Below are 3,301 nucleotides of genomic sequence, written 5' to 3'. Positions count from 1 at the left end.
GCAGCAGGCGGCGCAGGTACAGTCACTGAGCCGGACATCTGGCCCTATTACCACTCAGGGCTATCGTAACAGTTACTACTGGAAAATCCTGGTTTCAACGGGTAATGACACCTTTGCAGAGCTTTATTCTTTAGGCAGTACCAGTTCGTATAAAGACATTCAGGCGGTTGAACTGAATGGCGATGGTCTGGCAGATATTCTGTACCGCAACAGTAACAATGACTGGTATGCCCGGATCAACACAGGCACAGGGTTTGCCAGCGGAATTAAGTTATTTAACTATGACAAGCCGAGCCTGAAGGTGTTTGATATCAATGGTGATGGGATCCCAGAGGTATACCGGGAAGACCATGGAGACCATTTCTACTTCTACAATGGCACAGGATTCACGTATCGTAAACTGACCTCGCATGGCTCTAACTATGACTTTACGACCTTTATGGATGTCACTGGTGACGGTGCTGCAGACAAGCTGGTATTTCAGGGGCGCATGGGTCTTTATCAGAACTCGGATGCACCGACCAATCTGATCTCGTCGGTACGAGACGGCTTTGGTGCGTATACGACGGTGTCGTATTCGACGCTGAACAACCGTAATATCTATACGCCACACAGCGATGCCCGCACTAAGAGCTGGGGCAATGGCCGTGTTACGGATATGAAGTCCGGTGCTCGCGTAGTCAGCACCCTGACAGCAAAAGGCGAAACCATTAAGTACAAGTATCATGGTGCAAAGGCCCAGGTGGGTCGTGGAATGCTGGGTTTCCGTCAGATAGAAGTGGAAGCGGTCAATGGCGGGACTAAGGTTGTCACAACCTATCGTCAGGATGGGGATTACCGGGGCAACCCGGAGCGGGTTCAGACCTATGTACGTTATGGCAGCGACACGTCCACCGGTGGCGGCTCAGGTGGTGGCTCCGGCGGAGGGTCGGGTGGCGGTGGTGACTTAGATCCTTGTGAAGTATTTCCGGAAAGCTGTAACTGCTCCTGGCAGCCTGGTGAGCGTTGCGAAGCACCAAAGTTTGCACCAATAGATACTCTGGCTGCCTCAGCCAGGACTTTCAGTGCGGCAGAGGGCATTTCTGCAGCAGGGATACAGGCATCGCCTGTACAGGTAAGCAGTGCGCAGTTTGCAACGCTGTCAACGGCGTCGGTGAATACCAGTATCTGGCGTTTAAAATCAGACATGGCCTCAAGTTATGGCCGTAAGCAGGCAACGAGCTTTGTAACTGGCAATAGCACTAAGCCTTATCTGGTATACCCGTCCAGAACGGTTACTAAAACTTATAATACAGATGTTAGCAGTCTGACGCTCATATCAACTAAAACTAAAACGGTGTCCTCAGTAGACAGTTTCGGTAATCCACTAAAACAAAGTAGTGTGGTTGATACAAGAAATGGTTATGCAAAGACGGATATAACGAATACGTATGGTTACAGCTATCATGGTGGCCGGGTTACTAAAACGGTTGAGACCAAGCGTTATCTGAACCGTTTGAATGGCACAAATAAAGGGAACTATCAGAATACCCACACCTCAACCTTTGCCTATGACAGCAAAGGACGGTTAGTAAAGTCAACCGCAGATAACGGTGTGGTGAAAAGCTATACCCTGAACAGTTATGGTCTGATCACTAAAGAAACCGTCTCTAAGTCAGGTTTACCCACCAAGACGCTGGAAACCTACTATGACAGTACTTACCGCTTGGTGACCGGTGAGAAGAACAGCCTCGGGCATCGCAGCACCATAGGTTATGATAGCCTGGGTCGCAAGTCCTATACCCAGACTGCCAATGGTCAGCGTACTTACTATACCTATAATAAACTGGGCCGTCTGACGGGAGAAGTTTCAACCCCGGCCGACAACACAAGCAAAACAGGCACTAAGGCGCTGAGCAGTAGTCAGAGTAAATACTGGTGCACCAGTGGCTGTATCAGTGGGGCTGCTTATTACGAGGAAAATACATCTGAAAGTGGCCCGACGAGCCGACAGTACTTTGATAAGTATGGCCGTCTGCTGCGTGAGTCTAGTATGTCTCTGAGTGGCACATTCATTAACGTTGATTACTTGTATGACACCAAAGGCCGTAAATACAAAGAGTCCATGCCTTACTTCCACGGTGGCACGCCACTTTGGAATGTGTACAAATACGATAAGCAGAACCGGGTTGTGCAGGTAACCAAGGCAGATGGCTCTATCTGGAAAACCGAGTACAACGGCGAAAGTGTCACGACCATTAACCCGTCCAATCATAAACATACTCAGCTGACAAATGCGATGGGTCTGCTGGTCAAAGTCACAGATGCAAACAGTAAGTCAGCTTACTATGAATATGATGAAAAAGGAAAAACGCGTCTGCTAACTGGCCCTAAGGGCAATAAGATCCAGGTTAGTTATGATAAGTATGGTAACAAAACCCGGGTAATCGACCCGGATAAGGGCACCATCAATTATAGCTATAATGCCTATCATCAGTTGACTCGCGAGTCAGACAGCAACGGTAATGTGATCACGTATCAATACGATGTACTGGGCCGAAATACGGAAGTACAGCGAAAGCGTGGTAGTAAACTGGAACATCATGCGGTCAATACCTATGACAGTGGTGCGTATGCCAAGGGGATGATTGCGGTGACGACCGATAAGGTCACAGGATTTACCGAGCGCTTCTACTACGACAGTTTTGGTCGTACCCGTGAAAAACATACGGTGATTGACGGCAGTACCTATAAGGAAATCTGGTCGTTCAATAATGCCGGTCAGCTATATAAAGAAACAGATGCCTCAGGCAAGTCAGTGACTTATCACTACAATGCGCACAAGCACCTGAGTTCCCTCAAAGACTTGCAGACTAACAGTGTCGTCTGGCAGGCCTCAGCGGCGGATGCCTTCGGTAACATCACCACGGAGAAACTGGGCAGTCGCATTACCCGGACTAAGGTGTTCGATCAGAAGACCGGCTTGCTGACCAGTCTGAAGTCAACGGGCAGTGGCACGTTACAGAACTGGGCTTATAACTGGAGTAATCTGGGCAACCTGACCTATCGTCAGGACCATACGATAGGTAAGAAAGAAACGTTCGGGTATGACAGCCTGAACCGGGTTACCAGCAGTGCGATATCAGGGGGGGCGAGCACCACAATCAGCTATAATGAGCTGGGTAACATCACCTATAAAACAGGTGTGGGCCATTATCATTATCAGTCGAGCCGCCCCCATGCGGTGACGAAAGTCACGGGTGACAGAGCCAATACCTACCAGTACGATGCGGCGGGTAATATGGTGAAGGACAATGCCCGA

General features: G+C 49.2%; 1 protein-coding gene. It reads left to right on the top strand.

What is annotated here, in order from left to right:
- Window positions 1-3,301, top strand: a 3,301-nt coding sequence (locus MHN31_RS23900; RefSeq protein ID WP_239445527.1) for an FG-GAP-like repeat-containing protein, incomplete at both ends; no start/stop codon positions are given.

It is taken from the genome of Pseudoalteromonas sp. McH1-42 (assembly GCF_022347845.1).
In the GTDB taxonomy this organism is placed as follows: Bacteria; Pseudomonadota; Gammaproteobacteria; order Enterobacterales; family Alteromonadaceae; genus Pseudoalteromonas; species Pseudoalteromonas rubra_D.
Note: the sequence above shows the minus strand (reverse complement) of the source record. Positions and strands in the feature narration are given on the sequence as shown.